This window comes from Bacillus sp. EKM208B (genome assembly GCF_011800725.1).
Classification (GTDB): domain Bacteria; phylum Bacillota; class Bacilli; order Bacillales; family Bacillaceae; genus Bacillus; species Bacillus velezensis.
In genome coordinates this window covers 446,593-462,847 of record NZ_JAANHO010000004.1, presented here as the reverse complement: position 1 = coordinate 462,847, position 16,255 = coordinate 446,593, and the positions used below count along the sequence as shown (strand labels likewise).

At 46.8% G+C, this 16,255-nt stretch carries 20 protein-coding genes; 18 read left to right on the top strand and 2 right to left on the bottom strand.

From position 1 onward, the window contains the following. Window positions 1-15 precede the first annotated feature (15 nt). From G9F75_RS10040 to G9F75_RS10015, 6 genes are all read left to right on the top strand, one after another. Window positions 16-489 (top strand): flavodoxin, encoded by a 474-nt coding sequence (locus G9F75_RS10040; protein ID WP_012117440.1) that lies wholly within the window; start codon window positions 16-18, stop codon window positions 487-489. Then, window positions 479-1,372, top strand: a complete 894-nt coding sequence (locus G9F75_RS10035) for a WD40/YVTN/BNR-like repeat-containing protein (protein ID WP_017417679.1) — start codon at window positions 479-481, stop codon at window positions 1,370-1,372. Before G9F75_RS10040 ends, G9F75_RS10035 begins: the two co-directional genes overlap by 11 nt. A gap of 26 nt (window positions 1,373-1,398) precedes the next feature. After that, window positions 1,399-1,854 carry a flavodoxin gene (locus tag G9F75_RS10030; protein WP_014417614.1) on the top strand — a complete coding sequence of 152 codons (456 nt, stop codon included), beginning with the start codon at window positions 1,399-1,401 and terminating at the stop codon, window positions 1,852-1,854. 81 nt (window positions 1,855-1,935) lie between these two features. Beyond that, on the top strand, window positions 1,936-2,646 hold the full coding sequence (gene dapD, locus G9F75_RS10025) for a 2,3,4,5-tetrahydropyridine-2,6-dicarboxylate N-acetyltransferase (protein WP_007409623.1): 711 nt from the start codon (window positions 1,936-1,938) through the stop codon (window positions 2,644-2,646). A gap of 70 nt (window positions 2,647-2,716) precedes the next feature. After that, the gene (locus G9F75_RS10020) at window positions 2,717-3,841 is read left to right on the top strand and encodes an N-acetyldiaminopimelate deacetylase (RefSeq protein ID WP_017417680.1); all 1,125 of its coding nucleotides are present in this window, start codon (window positions 2,717-2,719) and stop codon (window positions 3,839-3,841) included. Window positions 3,842-3,901: 60 nt separating this feature from the next. Next, window positions 3,902-4,147 (top strand): YkuS family protein, encoded by a 246-nt coding sequence (locus tag G9F75_RS10015; protein ID WP_003154596.1) that lies wholly within the window; start codon window positions 3,902-3,904, stop codon window positions 4,145-4,147. Between the two features lie 33 nt (window positions 4,148-4,180). Here G9F75_RS10015 and G9F75_RS10010 read toward each other — a convergent pair whose 3' ends face one another. After that, window positions 4,181-4,987 carry a mechanosensitive ion channel family protein gene (locus G9F75_RS10010; protein ID WP_021493755.1) on the bottom strand — a complete coding sequence of 269 codons (807 nt, stop codon included), beginning with the start codon at window positions 4,985-4,987 and terminating at the stop codon, window positions 4,181-4,183. Window positions 4,988-5,274: 287 nt separating this feature from the next. Between G9F75_RS10010 and G9F75_RS10005 the strand changes: the two genes are divergently transcribed. After that, window positions 5,275-5,733 carry a TlpA disulfide reductase family protein gene (locus G9F75_RS10005; protein WP_031304005.1) on the top strand — a complete coding sequence of 153 codons (459 nt, stop codon included), beginning with the start codon at window positions 5,275-5,277 and terminating at the stop codon, window positions 5,731-5,733. A 451-nt stretch (window positions 5,734-6,184) separates the two neighbouring features. Beyond that, window positions 6,185-6,781, top strand: coding sequence for a transcriptional regulator Rok (rok, locus tag G9F75_RS10000; protein ID WP_003154591.1), 597 nt, complete (start codon window positions 6,185-6,187; stop codon window positions 6,779-6,781). Window positions 6,782-6,801: 20 nt separating this feature from the next. Here the strand turns inward: rok and G9F75_RS09995 are convergent, their stop codons facing one another. Next, on the bottom strand, window positions 6,802-7,794 hold the full coding sequence (locus tag G9F75_RS09995; protein ID WP_021493753.1) for a coiled-coil domain-containing protein: 993 nt from the start codon (window positions 7,792-7,794) through the stop codon (window positions 6,802-6,804). Between the two features lie 145 nt (window positions 7,795-7,939). On the opposite strand from G9F75_RS09995, the gene G9F75_RS09990 reads away from it, so the two are divergent. The 10 genes from G9F75_RS09990 (at window position 7,940) to G9F75_RS09945 (ending at window position 16,149) form a co-directional block, all read left to right on the top strand. Beyond that, complete coding sequence (locus tag G9F75_RS09990; protein ID WP_014417620.1) at window positions 7,940-8,542, top strand: molybdenum cofactor guanylyltransferase; 603 nt, start codon at window positions 7,940-7,942, stop codon at window positions 8,540-8,542. 51 nt (window positions 8,543-8,593) lie between these two features. Continuing rightward, a complete protein-coding gene (locus G9F75_RS09985; RefSeq protein ID WP_007611113.1) occupies window positions 8,594-9,613 on the top strand; it encodes a molybdopterin-synthase adenylyltransferase MoeB in 1,020 nt (339 codons plus the stop codon). Window positions 9,614-9,630: 17 nt separating this feature from the next. Next, window positions 9,631-10,923, top strand: a complete 1,293-nt coding sequence (locus G9F75_RS09980) for a molybdopterin molybdotransferase MoeA (protein ID WP_014417621.1) — start codon at window positions 9,631-9,633, stop codon at window positions 10,921-10,923. Continuing rightward, window positions 10,884-11,405, top strand: a complete 522-nt coding sequence (mobB, locus tag G9F75_RS09975) for a molybdopterin-guanine dinucleotide biosynthesis protein B (protein ID WP_021493752.1) — start codon at window positions 10,884-10,886, stop codon at window positions 11,403-11,405. Before G9F75_RS09980 ends, mobB begins: the two co-directional genes overlap by 40 nt. Further along, window positions 11,406-11,876 (top strand): molybdenum cofactor biosynthesis protein MoaE, encoded by a 471-nt coding sequence (locus tag G9F75_RS09970; RefSeq protein WP_021493751.1) that lies wholly within the window; start codon window positions 11,406-11,408, stop codon window positions 11,874-11,876. Then, complete coding sequence (moaD, locus tag G9F75_RS09965; protein WP_007409633.1) at window positions 11,873-12,106, top strand: molybdopterin converting factor subunit 1; 234 nt, start codon at window positions 11,873-11,875, stop codon at window positions 12,104-12,106. The genes G9F75_RS09970 and moaD overlap by 4 nt, the downstream gene beginning before the upstream one ends. Before the next feature lie 323 nt (window positions 12,107-12,429). Then, complete coding sequence (gene yknW / locus G9F75_RS09960) at window positions 12,430-13,128, top strand: YknW family membrane protein (RefSeq protein WP_017417688.1); 699 nt, start codon at window positions 12,430-12,432, stop codon at window positions 13,126-13,128. A gap of 1 nt (window position 13,129) precedes the next feature. Beyond that, window positions 13,130-14,266: an efflux RND transporter periplasmic adaptor subunit gene (locus G9F75_RS09955; protein WP_021493750.1), complete on the top strand. Its 1,137-nt coding sequence runs from the start codon at window positions 13,130-13,132 to the stop codon at window positions 14,264-14,266. Then, window positions 14,267-14,959, top strand: coding sequence for an ABC transporter ATP-binding protein (locus G9F75_RS09950; protein WP_007409637.1), 693 nt, complete (start codon window positions 14,267-14,269; stop codon window positions 14,957-14,959). It begins immediately after the preceding gene. Further along, window positions 14,956-16,149: an ABC transporter permease gene (locus G9F75_RS09945; protein ID WP_014417626.1), complete on the top strand. Its 1,194-nt coding sequence runs from the start codon at window positions 14,956-14,958 to the stop codon at window positions 16,147-16,149. The genes G9F75_RS09950 and G9F75_RS09945 overlap by 4 nt, the downstream gene beginning before the upstream one ends. Window positions 16,150-16,255 lie beyond the last annotated feature (106 nt).

The window sequence follows — 16,255 nt, the reverse complement described above, 5'->3', positions numbered from 1 at the left end:
TTACGAGGTGATCTTATGCAGAAAGCATTAATGATATACGCAAGCATGTCGGGGAATACAGAGGATATTGCCGGTATTATAAAAGAAACACTGAGCGGGCATCAGATAGCAGTTGACTGTCTCGACATGGATGAGGCAGATGCGGATTCTCTCGAAGCATATGATTATGTTTTTGTCGGCACGTACACATGGGGGGATGGTGATCTTCCTTACGAAGCGGAAGATTTTTACGAAGATATTCTGCACAGCCAGCTCAACGGACTGAAAACGGCCTGTTTCGGTTCAGGCGATCACGCCTACCCGAAGTTTTGCGAAGCGGTCACGCTGTTTTGCGATGCGTTTGAACAGGCCGGAGCCAATTTATATCCGGAAACGCTGAAAATCGAGCTGGCGCCCGAGACGGCTGAGGATCAGGAATGCTGCAAAGAATTTGTCCGCGGTTTTCTTGCATGGGCCGCTCACCACGGAGACCGGTGCCATGTTTCATAAAGGCGCGACGGCTGTCATGGCATCAGTGACCTCAGGATATTTTGTCGCGGTGAAAGACGAAGGTATTTTTCATTTTTCGGCGGAAGAAGGTTGGAAAAGACTGTTCCGAGTGAAAAGCAGGATTCATGTGCTGACTTACATAGGGCCCTACATATTCGCGGCTGGAGAAAAAGGCGCCGTCCTCAGATCAGCCGATCAGGGAAAGACTTGGACGGCCTCCCGATTTCCGACCAGCGCCTCCGTATGGGCCGTTGCCGGGCGGAATGACGGGTTTGTCTGTGCGCACGGCACATATTGCCTCTACTTATCTGATGATTTCGGCGTCACTTGGCATGTGGCTAAGCCCTTTTCACAATTAAAGGAGCCGCCTGTCATCCGTTCGCTTTGTTTACACGGTCAGACGATTTATATCGGCACCCGGATTCATATGAATCATGGCGGCATTTGGGCGTATGATCTGACGGAAGACCGCATCCGGCGTATAAGCCGCGAAAGGCAGCGCATGACGGCTTCAATGATGATGTATCAGAATGACTGGCTCATTGCAGCAAAGGGCGCGGCAAAGGGAGAACGGGGGGAGGTTGCCGTCCGAAACGTGCGGACGCAAGAGGAGTTTGCCATTACAGCCGGGCCCGCCGTACGGGAAAAATCATTTCTCGACGTTTCTGAGGATAACGGGATTATTTATGTTACATCGTCACAGGACGAAAACGGATTTTCGCGTATTTATCAAGCTGATCTCGCCGCCGGTGAATTAAAGTGGTTTGATACGATCCGCGGTCACGGATGGCGGGTGGCCAACCGGGAAGAAAACTTTTTTTGCGCGGGCCTTTACGAAAGTAAGTTTGTCAGACCGTATGAGGCGGTTCGGCTCGCACATTAGTTTTTATGCATAAAGGAGAGACGAAGATGGGGAATGTACTGCTTGTTTACGCTACAATGTCAGGAAACACCGAGGCGATGGCGGATTTAATTGAAAAAGGGCTGATCCAAGCACAAGCATCCGTAGACAGATATGAAGCGATGGATATTCATGCCGAACTTTTTAATGATTACGAGTATATTTTATTAGGCACATATACGTGGGGAGACGGGGATCTTCCTGATGAAATGCTCGATATTGCTGAAGATATGGAAAACCTGGAGTTTACGGGAAAAACATTTGCTTTGTTCGGTTCCGGAGATACGTCCTATGAGTTTTTTTGCGGAGCGGTTGACGAATTGGAAAAAGTAATCACGGCCCGCGGCGGGCGGGTGGTGCTGCCGTCGGTCAAAATTGAAAACAACCCTGAGGGCAGTGAGGAAGAAGAGCTCCGGGAATTCGGAAGACAGTTTGCCGCGCTGTGCAGCCAGCCGGCAGAATAAAGGCTTGTTCCTTTTTTTCTTGTCTTTGTATCCTTCCTTTGTTACAGTAATGAGGTAGAAAATCAGAGGAGGACAATACATATGAAAATGATGGATGCAAATGAAATTATTTCATTTATTCAAAATAGTACAAAATCAACGCCTGTAAAAGTGTATGTAAAAGGCGATCTCGAAGGAATCAGCTTTGGCGATTCCGCTAAAACATTCCTGAACGGCCAATCCGGCGTCGTTTTTGGCGAGTGGGCTGAAATTAAAAGCGCAATCGAAGAAAACAAAGACAAAATTGAGGATTATGTCATTGAGAATGACCGCCGCAACTCTGCGATCCCGATGCTTGATTTAAAAGATGTTAAAGCGAGAATCGAGCCCGGCGCTATTATCCGCGACCAAGTCGAAATCGGCGACAATGCCGTTATCATGATGGGTGCGTCTATTAATATCGGTTCAGTCATCGGCGAAGGTACGATGATTGATATGAACGTTGTTCTCGGTGGGCGCGCGACTGTCGGCAAAAACTGCCACATCGGAGCGGGTTCTGTATTAGCGGGCGTTATTGAGCCGCCTAGCGCTAAGCCTGTTGTCGTGGAAGACGACGTTGTGATCGGCGCAAATGCGGTTGTGCTTGAAGGCGTAACAATCGGTAAAGGCGCGGTTGTCGCTGCGGGAGCCATCGTTGTGAACGATGTCGAACCATATACCGTTGTAGCGGGAACACCTGCGAAAAAAATCAAAGATATCGATGAAAAAACAAAAGGCAAAACAGAAATCAAACAGGAATTACGCCAGCTGTAAGGAATGGTTTGATAGAATGGGCGTGGATGATAAAATCCACGCCTTATTCTTATCTCAAGGAGGAATACATATGGAAAAAGAGCGGCTCATTGCCATCCGAAGAGATCTGCACCGCATTCCGGAGATCGGCTTTCAGGAATATAAAACCCAGCAGTACCTGCTGAATCTATTGAACCAATATCCGGAGGAAAGAATTGAAATTGAAACTTGGAGAACCGGCATCTTTGTCAAAGTCAACGGCACGGCTCCGGAAAAAATGCTCGCCTACAGAGCGGATATAGACGCTCTGTCGATTGAAGAGCAGACGGGACTTCCGTTTGCATCTGAACACCCCGGTTTTATGCACGCATGCGGCCACGATATGCACATGACCATCGCGCTCGGCATTATTGATCATTTTGTCCATCATCCCGTCAAACATGATCTGCTCTTTTTATTCCAGCCGGCTGAAGAAGGACCGGGCGGAGCGGAACCGATGCTTGAAAGCGATGTGCTGAAAAAATGGACGCCGGATTTGATTACCGCTCTCCATATAGCACCTGAGCTTCCTGTAGGCACAATCTCCACCAAAAGCGGATTGCTGTTTGCCAATACGAGCGAGCTCGTCATCGATCTTGAGGGGAAAGGCGGGCATGCGGCATATCCGCATACAGCAGACGACATGGTCGTTGCCGCGAGCACGCTTGTCACGCAGCTGCAAACGGTCATATCCAGAAATACGGATCCGCTTGACAGCGCTGTGATAACTGTCGGAACGATTACCGGGGGCACGGCGCAAAATATCATCGCAGAGCATGCTCATCTGGAGGGAACCATCCGGACGCTTTCCGAGGAATCAATGCGTATGGTGAAAAAGCGGATTGAAGAGCTTGTCAAAGGAATTGAAATCGGCTTCCGATGCAAAGGAAAAGTCACGTATCCGTCCGTTTATCATCAAGTTTATAATACAAGCGGCCTGACCGAAGAATTTATGCAATTTGTCAGCGATCATCAGCTTGCTGACGTGAAAACGGCGAAAGAAGCGATGACCGGAGAAGATTTCGGATATATGCTGAAAAAATATCCCGGCTTTATGTTCTGGCTGGGGGCCGATTCATCCCACGGGCTTCATCACGCAAAGCTGAACCCGGATGAAGATGCGATGGAAACCGCGGTAAATGTCATGGTCGGATATTTTTCGAAGTATGCCAATTAAATCCGAAAAGAAGAATAATCTAACAAAAATTGAGCATTCTACATAACGGAGGTGTTCAATATGACGAAAAAAATTGGAATTGAACAATCTTTATCGGATGTAGAACAGGCGTTAAAACAAAAAGGATATGACGTAGTGATGATGAAGACTCCTGAGGATGCGAAGAATTGTGACTGCTGTGTCGTAACCGGACTTGACAGCAATGTCCAAGGAATTGCCGATACGTCAACTCAGGCTCCCGTCATTACGGCTTCCGGAATGACCGCCGACGAAATCTGCAGCGAAGTGGAAAAAAAATTTCATTAAAAAGAAAAAACCGAAGCTTACGCTTCGGTTTTTCTATTCGGCGGAAGCGGCGTTTTTAAAACGGTCGAGCGCGATTTTCATTTCTCTCCGCAGTACGCGTTCAACCCGCCATTGCTCCATATTTTCTGTTTTGGCAATGATTCTGAGCACCATTTCTGACGAGCTTAAATCCTGAACCCCGATGACGTCCGGCCCTTCCTTAATCTGCGGGAGCTCAGCGGCTGCTTTGTCACACGCGGTTTGCAGGATTTGAATGGTTTCATCAAGATTTTTTTCAAGCGGCACTTTAATATCGACAAGCGCCTGCATCGTTCCGCGGGAATGGTTGCTCACATTCGTAATGCCCCGGTTGGGAAGATAGTGAAGCGTGCCGTCAAAGCTCCGGATTTGCGTCGTACGGAGACCGACCTGCTCGACAATGCCGCTGTAGCCGGCAACCGTAATATAATCACCGACGTCGATCTGTTTTTCCAAAAGGATAAAAAATCCGGTGACGATGTCACTGACAAGCCCCTGAGCCCCGAAGCCGACTGCGAGACCGACCACGCCGGCGCCGGCAATGAGAGCGCTCGGATTGTAGTGAAATAAATCCAAAATCATTACGATAAAAACGAAAATCAGGATGTATCCATATACATTAAGCGCCAGGCTTCGCAAAGTATAAGCGCGGCCTGTAGAGAGGTTGTTTTGTTGCTCGAATTTCTGAAACAGATGCTTGATCAGCTTTTTTCCTGCCGTCCGGAAAATAAAATACGCTAAAATAATGAGAGCCAGCTTTATGATGAAAATCCCGGCAGATGTGAGAAGCCCGGCCCAATCAAAGTGTTTTAGATCAATCATAGTGATGTCTTCCTTTCAAGTCTATTGCGGAAAAAGCTAAAAGTGATATACCCGTTTTTAAAATAAAATAAACCTTTTAATAGAAATCAGTTATTTCATTTATGATTTGTTCATATTGCCCGGTTTCAATATCATCATTTTTGTGAAGATATGAACTAAGGAATCGCCACACTCATTTTAACATGGTGATTCAGCCAAATCATATCCTTTGGAGGGAAAACAGGAGAACGTTGCCCGGCGGACTGAAAGCCCCGGCAAAAAACCTTTTTCGTAAGGAGGGAAATAAGATGAAATTACGTCAGCAAATGCCTGAATTGACAGGCGCTAAAGCATGGATTAACAGAGAAGTCTCGAAGGAACAGCTGGTCGGCGGAAAGCCGGCACTGATTCACTTCTGGTCCGCCAGCTGCCGCATGTGTAAAGAAGCGATGCCTGAGGTGAACGGGTTTCGTGATAAATATAAAGATCAGCTGAATGTGATGGCCGTTCACATGCCCCGTTCCGAAGACGATCTTGATCTTGAGAAAATCAAGAAAACAGCGGCTGAACATGATATCTCTCAGCCGATTTACGTCGACAGCGATCATACGCTGACTGAAGCATTTGAAAATGAATATGTGCCGGCTTATTACGTTTTTGATAAAAGCGGACAGCTCCGCCATTTTCAAGCGGGAGGAAGCGGGATGAAAATGCTTGAAAAACGCGTCAGCCGAGTACTTTCAGAAACGGAGCAGGCTTCTGAGTAATCGGGACAATCTCCGTCGGACTATTGTCTCGGTTCCGCAAACCCTTTGCCGTTTAGGTAACAGGGTTTTTTTGTGCCTATTGGATAAAAAATTCCAATATGACATGTGTGGCTTAAAAAATAAGAGAAACAGCCGTAAACACGCTGTACCGCTTGTTTTATCCGTATCATTATCTTTTACATATTATAGTCGAAAATTGTAGATATCACGCTAATTTTCATTAAACAAGTCATTTCAAGTTATATTTTGAAATGGTTGAATAAATTGGAACTTTGTCCAGAATCCCCTATATGATAAGGATTTTTGTATATAAAGTACCATTTTCAGAAAATAAGCAATTTTTCATAGAGTAAATAAAATAGTAAAATGATAAAATAATAGTTGATAAAATTACTTTTGTAATCTAATATCTTAATAAAAGCGTTTAAATTTTTGACAGGGGGTTTTACACATGTTTAATGAAAGAGAAGCGCTGCGCTTACGTTTAGAACAATTAAACGAAGCAGAGGTAAAAGTCATTCGTGAATATCAAATAGAACGTGATAAAATATATGCAAAACTGAGAGAATTAGACAATACAGGCAGCCTGTCCGATACAAAAAAAGAGTTTCGTCCGGAGAAAAAAAGTGACTCTCTCCCGGTGCTTGCAGAGCTTGCAGCACAGGAAATGAGAAGCTATCAAAAGCCGCAGACACAGCCTCAATCCTCCCAGCCGCAGATGCAGTCTATTACGTCTCTTCCCGCCGGCATTCCGGACGGTTCTACAAGAAGAAGAAGAGGGACGGCGAGACCGGGATCAAAAGCGGCAAAACTGCGCGAAGCAGCGATTAAAACGTTGAAACGCCACAATGCAGCGATCAAAAGTTCCGAACTGCAAAAGGAAATTGAAAAGGAAAGCGGCCTTGAAATTCCTAATATGACAACATTTATGCAAAGCTTAATTAAAATGTATCCGGAAGTGAAAAAACCATACCGCGGCCAATATATTCTTGAGGGAGAAATTTCTCAGGAAACAGCAGAAACGGCAAATGATACGGCTGCTGAATAAAACAGTAAAAACTGCTTGCGTTACTCAAGCAGTTTTTTTGCGTTTTCCCGCTTATTCTGCGGAAGTGACGCATCTTTTCCAGGCTTTTTTTCAAGCTTGACGACATATTTTTGGAAAGGCTTTTCGCCGTCAGCACGTTCTTTCAACGCATCCAGTTTTTCATCAAACGACTGATCGCGGGACTCTGATTGTACAAATTGTTTTTGCAGGGAGATGACTTGTTCGGTAACGGCTTTAAGCAAGTCTTCTGCCTGAACAGTCTCTTTGGAAACAGAAGGGATTTCCAGAGCTTGTTCCGCCGGTTCCGCCGTGCGGCTGTCAATATCAGCAAAATGGCCGGCAATCCAAGCATCACTTTCGTCCAGCTGCCGTTTATACGAAAGAATGGTTTCTTGAAATAACTTTTCTTTCGTTTTTTCTATTTCTACAAGCCGTTCTTTTGTTTCTAGTATTCGATCTCTCATATGATTAATTTCTATTTTAATATGTTTGAGCTGGTATTCTTTTTCTATCATTTGTGTTTGGAGCCGGGTATTTTCGTCTGCAGCGGCATGATAACGCTGTTTCATATCTTCGTGAGAAGTCCGTTCAGTTTGAATGGCGGTCTCAAGTGAGCGGATGCGGGTATGTAAGTTTTTATTTTCTTCTTCAAATTTTACATTTGTAAGATGCAGACGGTGCTTTTCTTCCATCTCATTTTTCCGCCGAAACGTTTCCTGCTGAAGCAGTTCTTGCAGAATGACGATTTTATCGAGCAGCCCGGCTCTGATTTCATGCAAAGAACGTTCCGTGTCACTTGTCTGTTTGTGTTTTTGAGCCATGGCTTCCAATTCGTCAGAAAGCTTGTGAAGCCGCTCTTTAATATTGGCGTTTTCCTCCTGAAGCTTATTATTTTTCTGATGGAAGTAGCTTGCTTCAAATTCTGAAATTAATTTTCTGCATCTGGAAAGTTCGGATTTCAAGTAAAGGTTCTCTTGAGAAGTGTCGTGGAAAAACGGACCGGATATTTTCATAAGAACCATCTCCCTCATGATGTTAACACTACAATATGGGAAAGGATCAACGGCTATTCCTCTTAATTAAACAGACAAGCACCGTAATATTGTATTTCGGCTGAGGCGTTTGCTATGCTTTTATATAGAATGGGAGAGAGATGACATGAAACGGGTGAATGTAATATTAGCGGGGGGAGCTTCCCGAAGATTCGGAGAACCGAAAGCTTTTGCAAAGTGGAAGGGCGGCATGTTTTATGAACAGGCGAAAAAAGCCTTCGGCGGCGGAGAAACGGTAATTATCAGCCGCCCTGAGCATATAAAAAAGTTCTTATCAAACAGGGAGCGGCATGTTTTTGCCGATGAGCCGCGGTTTCGGGGAATGGGCCCGCTGGCCGGCATATATACGGCAATGAAACAAACGGAAGGCGAAACATACACGGTCATATCCTGTGACACGCCGCTCGTGACAAGAAAGACGATGGCTGCACTAGAAATGAAGCTGACCGGAAATCTGGACGCTGTCATACCGGTTTGTGAAAACAGAGAGCATCCCCTCTTGGCGGTTTACCATAAACGGGTGCAGGATGTGCTTTTTGATCAGCTGACACAAAACAAACTGAAAATGACAGACACGCTGAAACGGCTGTCTGTCTGTTATGTGCAGGCTGAAGACATCGGCGCCGGGCCGGAGGAGTTCGCTAATATCAACACACGGGACGATTACACCAGACTTTTGGCGCATGTCGAGTCTTCAAATCAGGACTGATCGGGAAGAAACATGGTATGATGGAAATAAAAATGCAAGGGGACAACACAGATGGAAGAGCGCTATTCGCGGCAGACAAGATTTAAGCCGATAGGGGAAAAAGGGCAGCAGGCGCTGGCTGACAGCAGTGTCCTGATTGTCGGAGCCGGAGCCCTCGGAACAGCCGCGGCAGAGGGTTTGGCAAGAGCCGGAGCGGGCCGTATGGCGATTATTGACCGGGATTATGTGGAATGGAGCAATTTACAAAGACAGCAGCTGTATACAGAAGAAGACGCGAGACAGCGCCTGCCGAAAGCAATGGCGGCCAAGGCGCGTCTTTTGGCGGTAAACAGTGATATACATATCGATGCTTACGCGGCGGAAGGTACGGCGGAAACGCTCGAACCGCTGATCGAACAAGCGGATTGCATCGTGGATGCGACAGATAATTTTGAAACGAGAATGGTCATCAATGATCTGGCGCTGAAAACGAAAACACCTTGGATTTATGGTGCCTGTGTCAGCAGTCAGGGAATGTGCATGACGATTATTCCGGGGGTTACGCCGTGTTTATCCTGCCTGTTTGAGCAAATGCCCGTGGGCGGAGCGACATGTGATACAGCAGGCATCATACCTCCGGCGGTTCATATCGTTTCCGCTTATCAGCAGGCTGAGGCGCTGAAATTGCTGACAGGAAATCATGCGGCGGTAAATCGGCGCTTTTTCACGTTTGACGTGTGGAATAACACCAATATGAGCATAAATGTGGATCAGATCAAACGGGATCATTGCCCTTCCTGCGGCGCGGAGCCCGTATATCCGTATCTGCAGCCTGAAAACAGGCCGAAAGCAAGCGTGCTGTGCGGAAGAGACACCGTTCAAATCAGATCGGAAGCCTTAAAGAGGCTGGATAAAGAAGAGCTTGTCAAACGTCTGAAGCAGATCGGTAAAGTGGAAGCAAATGAATTTCTGCTGCACATGGCGTATGAGCGCTTCAGAATCGTTATTTTTCAGGACGGACGGGCTTTGATTCACGGTACAAACGATATAAAAGAAGCAAATTCAGTTCTGGCCAGAGTGATCGGACTGTAGGAAGGGGAGATATTGCTATGCTTGAAAAAAGAACGCCGATTCAGGTGGACGAAGCAGTCCGCCGGGTGAGCCGGTATAAAAAACAGGGGGATACCGAATGGGTGGCGCTTGAGGACAGTCTCCACCGCTATTTGGCGGAGGATGTTAAGGCGGATCATGATGTGCCGGCCTTTAACCGTTCCCCGTATGACGGGTTTGCCATCAGGGCGAGCGATTCAAAAACGGCTTCCCGTGACAATGCCGTCACCTTTGAAGTCATTGACCATATCGGAGCCGGCGCCGTGTCAGAAAAAGAACTCGGGCCTTATGAAGCGGTCCGCATTATGACGGGTGCGCAGATTCCAAAAGGCGCGGATGCCGTAGTGATGCTTGAACTGACAAAAACGTTTTCTGAAAACGGGACGAATTACATGTCAGTGAAACGCCCTTTTCATGCGGGTGATAATATTTCATATCAAGGAGAAGATGCGAAAAAGGGCAGCTCGCTATTAAAAAAAGGGACGAAAATCACGCCGGGCGTAACCGCTCTTTTAGCAACCTTCGGCTATGCTTCCGTTCCCGTGGTCAGAAAGCCGGTTGTCGGCATTATCGCAACGGGAACCGAGCTTCTTCATGTCAGCGATCCGCTTGAGCCGGGGAAAATCCGCAACAGCAACGCTGCCATGGTGTATGCCCAGGTCATTGAAGCGGGCGCGGTACCGCTGAACTTAGGGAAAATTTCCGATGATTTTGATGACAGCTATGCTGCGGTGAAGGAAGCTATGAAAAAAGTTGATTTTCTGATCACGACCGGCGGCGTGTCAGTCGGCGATTTTGATTTTCTTCCAGACATTTATAATAAGCTCGGAGCGGAAGTTCTTTTTAACAAAGTGGCAATGCGCCCGGGGAGCGTGACAACTGTCGCCCGGGCCGATGACATGCTGCTGTTCGGCCTTTCAGGCAATCCGTCCGCATGTTATGTCGGATTCACCCTGTTTGTCAAACCGATGATTCAGACGTGGCTTCTGAATGAAAAACCTCATTCCGGATGGGCGGAAGCCGTGTTAACAAACGACTTTCCGAAGCCGAATCCGTTTACGAGATTTGTGAGGGCATTTGTTTATCATAAGGACGGAAAGATGATGGCGTCACCAGTCGGTCTCGACAAATCAAGCTCAGTCACATCTCTAGCCGAAGCAAACGCGTTTATCCTTCTGCCGGGAGGAACGAGGGGGTATGAAGCGGGCCGGACGGTTCACGTGCTCCTCATCCGTGATGAGAATGGAAGTGAATGGCCGTGGTCAATTCTTTCCCGATCGTCCAGATCGTAGGTTTTCAAAACAGCGGTAAAACAACGTTTATTGAACGTGTGCTGAAAGCGGCGCCGAAAGAGTGCGATATTGGATGTTTAAAACATCACGGACATGGCGGAGAACCGGAACCTTTTTCTGACGGAAAAGACTCGGAGCGTTTTTCAAAAGCCGGAGCCGCGGTTACGGCAGTAGAAGGGGACGGCGTCCTGCAGCTTACGGCGCGAAAAAAATGGGATCTGGCGGGTTTGATCAGTCTGTATGAATGTCTGGGAATTGACGGTCTTCTCATAGAGGGATTTAAACATGCGCCGCATCCGAAAATCATTATGATCAAAGACAGCGAAGATTGGCAAAAGCTGAAGCATTTGGAGCACGTGATCGCGGTTGTCAGCAGAAATACGGAGCATATGCCGGCAGATGCAGGTATGCCCGTATTCCATGCGGATGATCCGGCTGCCATTATGTTTGTGCTTTCGCAGCTGAAAGGGGAATCTGCATAAATGGAACGTTTTCAAATTACAAGGGAACCTATCATTGCGGAAAATATCGTAAAAAAAGTTGAAAAGCGTGAAGCCGGCGCCATCACAACGTTTATCGGCACGGTCAGAGAGTGGACTGCAGGACGGCGGACGGTACGGCTCGAATATGAAGCGTATGAACCGATGGCTGTTCAAATGCTTTCTCAAATCGGCGATGAAATCAGTGCGAAATGGGAAGGAGCCGAAGCTGCAATCACACACCGTGTCGGCGTCCTTGATATCGGAGAAGCAGCGGTCGTAATCGCCGTGTCTTCACCGCACAGAAAGGCGGCATATGAGGCGAATGAATATGCAATTGAACGGATAAAACAGATTGTGCCGATATGGAAAAAAGAAATCTGGGAAGACGGAGAAGAATGGATAGGCGATCAGCTGGAAACAACGCCCTATCCGAACGGAGAACCGGATTTGGATAAAGGGGAATCGCGATGATTAAAGTACTATTGTTTGCCGGGCTTGCGGAGCAGGCGGGAACACCGGTCATTGAACTTGACGAAAAAGAGACGGCGGCGTCTGCTGTAAAAACGCTGTTAAAGGAACGGTACGGCCTTCAGACGATTGACAATGCCATGATCGCAATCAATGAAACATATGTAAAAGACAACAGCATCGTAACAGAAGGTGATACTATTGCCTTTATCCCTCCTGTAAGCGGAGGGTGAAAAAAGAGCCGGATGTGCATCATTGCCATCCGGCTTTTTTGTATATAGGAGCTGAATTACAGAGAATATCTAAATGGGATTTAAAGGGATTTGTGATTGAGGCGGTTTTGATTAGATGAATAGGCTGAAGACAGTGCCTTCACAAGGCTTTGAGCCTCCCGTCATACCGGTCTGACAATACTTTTTTTTACATATTTATGGAACGTAAAGCTAAGAATTTGTGTTACAATTTAGCATAAATACGCAAACGGCAAAAAAATTGAAACTTCTCTCAGCCTAAAGCGTACGTATAAACAGAATAATACATAGGAGGCATCAGCAATATGGAACCAAACCTGGAAAAAAGCAATACGGCAGTAACGGAAAAGCCGTCAATTTTCGGCGTCATTACAAGTCCTGTTGTGCAGTTTAAAAGATTAAAAGAAAAGCCGGTCATCGGCATTCCTCTCCTGATTGTCATCATTCTCATCGCGGCCGGCAGTATTTTGCGCGGACTGGGGATGAATTATGAAGAAGTGCTGAACAGCACATCTCTTGACGGATTGTCGGATGATCAGATTGAAATGACCAAAACCATTGCTAAATTCGGCTCGATGTTCGGAGGAATCTTCGGGGGCATTATCGCTCTGTTTATCGTTCCGCTCATTTACTGGCTGTGCGTCAAAATTTCAGGCGGCGTGACAACTTACAAAAAAATGCTCTCACTCAGCCTGTTTACGGCATTCATTACCAATATCGGCTTAGTCATTAACGGTCTTGTCACTTATTTTACCGGTGCGGGCTCACTGTACGCCGTTACATCTTTGGCGAGTGTCATACCGGCCGGAGACGGCGTCGCGGTCTTTTTAAGCGCGTTCGACATTTTCAGCATCTGGAGCTATATTCTGCTCGCTTTGGGACTTCGCTATACAGGCGGCATTTCGAAAAAAGCGGCCTGGACTTCCGCGATTGTCCTGTTTGTTATTATGCTTTTGGTTTCGGCAGTCGGAGGACTGTTAAGTTCAGTGACAGCAGGTGTATAACATGAAAAAAATTTGGATCGGAATCGGCATCGCCGTAATTGTTGCAGTATTCATCGGTATCAATATTTATAAGTCTGCCGCTCCCGCGGGCGGCAGCGCCGGGAAAAAAATCGAAACCGGAACCATGGAAAACAGAGAAATCTCCTCTACGGTTATGGTTCCGGGAACACTTAAATTCTCTAAAGAACAGTATGTTTTTTATGAAGCGGATAAAGGAACTCTTGATAAAGTGAAAGTAAAAGAAGGCGACAAAGTAAAAAAAGGGTCGTCGTTAGTCACGTATACAAATGAGCAGCTCAATCTTGATAAAGAACAAAATGAGTTGACAGAACAATCAAAACGGATGCAAATCGAACAAGTTGAAGAAAAACTCAGAGCATTAAACAGCAAGGAACAAGATCTGGAAAAACAAGTGGGAGAAGCGGAAGCCCAAAAACAAATTGAATCCGAACGGACTGATCTGCAGCTTCAGCAAAAAACGGCGGAAATCGAATTAAAGCAATCTGATTTGCAAAAGCAGTCTCTTGAAAATCAAGTGGCGAATCTCAATGTTAAGAGTGAGATGGACGGGACGGTTATCTCGGTAAATCAAGAAGCGGCTTCTAAAAAATCGGATATTCAAGAACCGGTTATACATATAGGAGACCCGGAACACCTGATCGTTGCCGGCAATTTGTCCGAATACGATACGCTGAAAGTGAAAAAGGGCCAAAGCGTTACGATTACCTCAGACGCCATCCCCGGTAAAACGTGGAAAGGGAGAGTGGCGGCTGTCGGACTCGTTCCTGATCAAAAGTCAAGCGCTGCTTCGGGGGAAAGCACGGAACAGGCCGTGCAGTATCCGTTTCAGGTTAAGCTGATCGGAAACCTTCCGGAGGGCAAGCCGGGGTTTAAATTAATTATGAACATTGAAACCGACAAACGGAAAGCCGATACGCTGCCGTCCTCCGCGGTCAAAAAAGACGGAGATGAGCACTGGGTCTTTACGGTAAAAGACGGGAAGGCCAAACGCGTGAAAGTTAAAGTCGGTGATACCGCAAATCAGCTTACGGAGATAAAAGAGGGGCTTTCAAAGGATGATAAAGTCATTCTGAATCCGGCTGACGGTTTGACTGACGGAACGGATGTGAAAGCATAGATGATTCAGCTTTCAAAGGTGAAAAAAAGTTATCAGATCGGCAAGGAGACGTTTGATGTTCTTCGTTCAATCGACCTGACGATTGAAGAAGGAGAATATGTGTCAATTATGGGACCGTCGGGATCGGGAAAATCTACGATCATGAATATCATCGGCTGTCTGGACAGACCGACGTCCGGCAGTTACAGGCTTGCGGGCGAAGATGTTTCTTCATGTACCGAAAAAGAGCTTGCGGCGGTCCGGAACAAATCAATCGGATTTGTCTTTCAGCAATTTCAGCTGCTGCCGCGATTGAATGCAAGAAAAAATGTCGAACTCCCCATGATCTACGCCGGTATCGGCAAAAAAGAGCGTGAGGAACGGGCTGAGCATGCGCTGGAAAAAGTCGGTTTGGCGGATCGGATGCGTCACATGCCGAATGAGCTGTCAGGCGGCCAGAAGCAGCGTGTCGCGATTGCAAGAGCCATCGTGAACGAACCGAAGCTCATTTTAGCTGATGAACCGACCGGCGCGCTGGATACGAAAACAAGCATTTCTATTATGGAGCAGTTCACAGAGCTTAATGCAGAGGGCGTGACCGTGGTGCTTGTCACTCATGAGCCTGAAGTGGCGGACTGTACAAACAGAGTGATTTTCGTCCGTGACGGCATGATCGTTTCCCGCGATGCTGAGCAGAGGAGAGTGGGAGAATGAGCCTGTTAGAAAATCTCCGGATGGCCCTCAGTTCCGTAAGAGCTCACAAGCTGAGATCGATTCTGACGATGCTCGGAATCATTATCGGCGTCGGTTCAGTAATTGTTGTTGTGGCTGTCGGCCAGGGCGGAGAGCAAATGCTGAAGCAATCCATCAGCGGGCCGGGCAATACGATTGAATTGTTTTACCTTCCGAGTGATGAAGAATTAACAGCCAATCCGAACGCCTTACAGGAAGCGAGTTTTACAGAAGAAGATATTAATGGATTAAAAGGAGTGGACGGCGTAAAGCAGGTTGTCGCTTCCGCGGTAAAATCCATGACGGCCCGTTACCATGAAGAAGACACGGATATTACGTTGAACGGCATTAACAGCGGCTACATGGACGTAAAAAAGCTGGACGTTCAAGATGGACGGACATTTACGGACAATGATTTTCTTTCCGGGAAAAGAGCAGGAATCATCTCGAAAAAAATGGCTGAAAAGCTGTTCGGGAAAACGTCTCCGCTCGGAAAAATCGTCTGGGCCGGCGGACAGCCCGTTGAAGTAATCGGCGTACTGAAAGAAGAGAGCGGTTTTTTATCGTTAGGACTCAGTGAAATGTATGTGCCGTTCAACATGCTGAAAACGTCTTTCGGTACTAACGACTACAGCAACGTTTCCGTTCAGACGGAGTCCGCTGATCAAATCAAAACAACAGGAAAAGAAGCGGCCCGTCTCTTAAATGACAATCACGGTACAAAAGAGGCCTATCAAGTCATGAATATGGAAGAAATCGCGGCGGGAATCGGTCAGGTCACGACCGTCATGACGACGATCATCGGTTCGATCGCCGGTATTTCTCTCATTGTCGGCGGGATCGGGGTCATGAATATTATGCTCGTATCAGTGACGGAACGGACAAGAGAAATCGGCATCCGCAAATCGCTCGGTGCCACGAGAGGACAGATTCTGACACAATTCTTAATTGAATCTGTTGTGCTTACATTAATCGGCGGCTTAATCGGAATCGGTCTCGGCTACGGGGGAGCATCACTCGTTTCCCTTATCGCAGGCTGGCCGTCGCTCGTTTCCTGGCAGGTGGTTTGTATCGGCGTGCTGTTCAGTATGCTGATCGGTGTCATTTTCGGCATGCTGCCCGCCAACAAAGCATCACGCTTAGATCCGATTGAAGCATTAAGGTATGAATAACCGGCACCCCATGCAGTCTGCATGGGGTTTTTTGTGTTTTAATGATTGAATGAATATAATAGACTTTTTTCATTTATGATAAAAAGAAAATGTCATACAATTGTCC

Bases quoted from the DNA above. Each gene is read 5' to 3' on its own strand.
- G9F75_RS10040 (WP_012117440.1), top strand. From the start codon at position 16: ATGCAGAAAGCATTAATGATATACGCAAGCATGTCGGGGAATACAGAG.
- G9F75_RS10035 (WP_017417679.1), top strand. From the start codon at position 479: ATGTTTCATAAAGGCGCGACGGCTGTCATGGCATCAGTGACCTCAGGA.
- G9F75_RS10030 (WP_014417614.1), top strand. From the start codon at position 1,399: ATGGGGAATGTACTGCTTGTTTACGCTACAATGTCAGGAAACACCGAG.
- dapD (WP_007409623.1), top strand. From the start codon at position 1,936: ATGAAAATGATGGATGCAAATGAAATTATTTCATTTATTCAAAATAGT.
- G9F75_RS10020 (WP_017417680.1), top strand. From the start codon at position 2,717: ATGGAAAAAGAGCGGCTCATTGCCATCCGAAGAGATCTGCACCGCATT.
- G9F75_RS10015 (WP_003154596.1), top strand. From the start codon at position 3,902: ATGACGAAAAAAATTGGAATTGAACAATCTTTATCGGATGTAGAACAG.
- G9F75_RS10010 (WP_021493755.1), bottom strand. From the start codon at position 4,987: ATGATTGATCTAAAACACTTTGATTGGGCCGGGCTTCTCACATCTGCC.
- G9F75_RS10005 (WP_031304005.1), top strand. From the start codon at position 5,275: ATGAAATTACGTCAGCAAATGCCTGAATTGACAGGCGCTAAAGCATGG.
- rok (WP_003154591.1), top strand. From the start codon at position 6,185: ATGTTTAATGAAAGAGAAGCGCTGCGCTTACGTTTAGAACAATTAAAC.
- G9F75_RS09995 (WP_021493753.1), bottom strand. From the start codon at position 7,794: ATGAAAATATCCGGTCCGTTTTTCCACGACACTTCTCAAGAGAACCTT.
- G9F75_RS09990 (WP_014417620.1), top strand. From the start codon at position 7,940: ATGAAACGGGTGAATGTAATATTAGCGGGGGGAGCTTCCCGAAGATTC.
- G9F75_RS09985 (WP_007611113.1), top strand. From the start codon at position 8,594: ATGGAAGAGCGCTATTCGCGGCAGACAAGATTTAAGCCGATAGGGGAA.
- G9F75_RS09980 (WP_014417621.1), top strand. From the start codon at position 9,631: ATGCTTGAAAAAAGAACGCCGATTCAGGTGGACGAAGCAGTCCGCCGG.
- mobB (WP_021493752.1), top strand. From the start codon at position 10,884: ATGGCCGTGGTCAATTCTTTCCCGATCGTCCAGATCGTAGGTTTTCAA.
- G9F75_RS09970 (WP_021493751.1), top strand. From the start codon at position 11,406: ATGGAACGTTTTCAAATTACAAGGGAACCTATCATTGCGGAAAATATC.
- moaD (WP_007409633.1), top strand. From the start codon at position 11,873: ATGATTAAAGTACTATTGTTTGCCGGGCTTGCGGAGCAGGCGGGAACA.
- yknW (WP_017417688.1), top strand. From the start codon at position 12,430: ATGGAACCAAACCTGGAAAAAAGCAATACGGCAGTAACGGAAAAGCCG.
- G9F75_RS09955 (WP_021493750.1), top strand. From the start codon at position 13,130: ATGAAAAAAATTTGGATCGGAATCGGCATCGCCGTAATTGTTGCAGTA.
- G9F75_RS09950 (WP_007409637.1), top strand. From the start codon at position 14,267: ATGATTCAGCTTTCAAAGGTGAAAAAAAGTTATCAGATCGGCAAGGAG.
- G9F75_RS09945 (WP_014417626.1), top strand. From the start codon at position 14,956: ATGAGCCTGTTAGAAAATCTCCGGATGGCCCTCAGTTCCGTAAGAGCT.